Origin of the sequence: Pseudomonas sp. SWRI50 (genome assembly GCF_014269095.1) — a bacterium.
Taxonomy (GTDB): Bacteria; Pseudomonadota; Gammaproteobacteria; order Pseudomonadales; family Pseudomonadaceae; genus Aquipseudomonas; species Aquipseudomonas kermanshahensis.
In genome coordinates this window covers 1-2539 of sequence record NZ_JABWRW010000053.1, presented here as the reverse complement: position 1 = coordinate 2539, position 2539 = coordinate 1, and the positions used below count along the sequence as shown (strand labels likewise).

Sequence of the window (2539 nt, the reverse complement as noted above, 5' to 3'; positions counted from 1 at the left end):
CCTGACCAACAAAGACGGTCTGCCGATCGATAACCACGCGCCGTTGTACTTCACCCTGAGTGACGGCAAAACGGTCATCACCGTTCCGGCCAACGGCACCACCGGTTCGGTCACCGTAACTGCCCCGGACAACGTCTACACCGGCGCTAACCCACCGGTAGAGCAGAGCCTGCAGGCGGTCAGCGGTGCTGACGCTTGGAAATTCGAAAACCTGGTTCTGGACAAGACCCCGGTCAGCACCACTGTGACTGACGAGCCGGGTACCCCAGGCAACGAAGGCGATGTGGTCAAGGTCACCATCACGGCTGATCAGGTTTCGGTCGCCGAGAACGTGAAGCCGACCTTCACCGTTCACATCAACACCGCGCTGGCCCACGACCTGGTCGTGACCTTGAGCAACAACGCCACCGTCACCATCAAAGCGGGTGAAACCAGCGCGCCGTACACCCACGACGCGCAGGGCGATGACGTTTACAAAGACGCTGGCGAAATTTCCCTGGGTATCAAGTCTGCCGTCGATGTTGACGGCCGTGCCTTCGAGAACCTGCAGTTGGGCGACGCGGCATCGGTCAAAGTTACCGATACTACTGACGACGTCATCGCCAAGCTGACCGCTACCCCTTCGGTCACCGAAGGCGGCGAGATCACTTACACCGTCACCCTGACCAACAAAGACGGTCTGCCGATCGACAACCACGCGCCGTTGTACTTCACCCTGAGTGACGGCAAAACGGTGATCACCGTTCCGGCCAACGGCACCACCGGTTCGGTTACCGTGACTGCCCCGGACAACGTCTACATCGGCGCTAACCCACCGGTAGAGCAGAGCCTGCAGGCGGTCAGCGGTGCTGACGCTTGGAAATTCGAAAACCTGGTTCTGGACAAGACCCCGGTCAGCACCACTGTGACTGACGAGCCGGGTACCCCAGGCAATGAAGGCGATGTGGTCAAAGTCACCATTACCGCTGACCAGGTTTCCGTCGCCGAGAACGTCAAGCCGACGTTCACCGTCCACATCAACACCGCTCTGACCCACGACCTGGTTGTGACCCTGAGTAACAACGCTCAGGTCACTATCAAAGCGGGTGAAACCAGCGCCCCGTACACCCACGAAGCACAGGGTGACGACGTCTACAAAGACGCTGGCGAAATCAGCCTGGGTATCAAGTCGGCAGCAGACATCGATGGTCGTACCTTCGAAAACCTGCAGCTGGGCGACGCGGCGTCGATCAAAGTCACCGACACCACTGACGACGTCATCGCCAAGCTGACTGCTACCCCTTCGGTCACCGAAGGCGGCGAGATCACCTATACCGTCACCCTGACCAATAAAGACGGCTTGCCGATCGATAACCACGCGCCGTTGTACTTCACCTTGAGTGACGGCAAAACGGTGATCACCGTCCCGGCCAACGGCACCACCGGTTCGGTTACCGTGACTGCCCCGGACAACGTCTACACCGGCGCTAACCCACCGGTAGAGCAGAGCCTGCAGGCGGTCAGCGGTGCTGACGCCTGGAAGTTTGAAAACCTGGTTCTGGACAAGACCCCGGTCAGCACCACTGTGACCGACGAGCCGGGTACCCCAGGCAACGAAGGCGATGTGGTCAAGGTCACCATCACGGCTGATCAGGTTTCGGTCGCCGAGAACGTGAAGCCGACCTTCACCGTTCACATCAACACCGCGCTGGCCCACGACCTGGTCGTGACGCTGAGCAACAACGCTACCGTCACCATCAAGGCTGGCGAAACCAGCGCGCCGTACACCCACGAAGCGCAAGGCGATGACGTCTACAAAGACGCTGGCGAAATCAGCCTGGGTATCAAGTCCGCCGTCGATGTCGATGGCCGTGCCTTCGAAAACCTGCAACTGGGCGACGCGGCATCGGTCAAAGTCACCGACACCACGGATGACGTGGTGGCCAAGCTGACTGCCACGCCTTCGGTTACCGAAGGCGGTGCGATCACTTACACCATCACCCTGACCAACAAAGATGGTCTGCCAATTGATAAACACTCGGCGCTGACCTTCACGTTGAGCGACGGCACCACCGTCATCACAGTTCCGGCCAACAGCACCACTGGTTTCACCACCGTGACTGCTCCGGACAACGTCTACACCGGTACCAACGATGCGGTGATCAAATCGATCGCTACCGTCGACGGCGCGGATGTTGGCAAGTTCGAGAACCTGGTTCTGGACAAAACGCCGGTCAGCACGGCCGTCACCGACGAGCCAGGCACGCCGGGTAACGAAGGCGACTTGGTCAAAGTCACCATCACGGCTGACCAGGTTTCCGTCGCTGAGAACGTGAAGCCGACCTTCACCGTTCACATCAACACCGCGCTGGCCCACGACCTGGTCGTGACGCTGAGCAACAACGCTACCGTCACCATCAAGGCTGGCGAAACCAGCGCGCCTTACACGCACGAAGCACAGGGCGATGACGTTTACAAAGACGCTGGCGAGATCTCGTTGGGCATCAAGTCCGCGGTCGATGTCGATGGTCGTGCCTTCGAAAACCTGCAGCTGGGTGAC

Annotated in this window: 1 protein-coding gene; it reads left to right on the top strand. The window is 59.7% G+C overall.

Annotation, left to right across the window (positions count from 1 at the left end; translation table 11 throughout):
• A partial coding sequence (locus HU750_RS26880; RefSeq protein ID WP_346010861.1) for an immunoglobulin-like domain-containing protein occupies window positions 1-2539 on the top strand: 2539 nt, incomplete at both ends.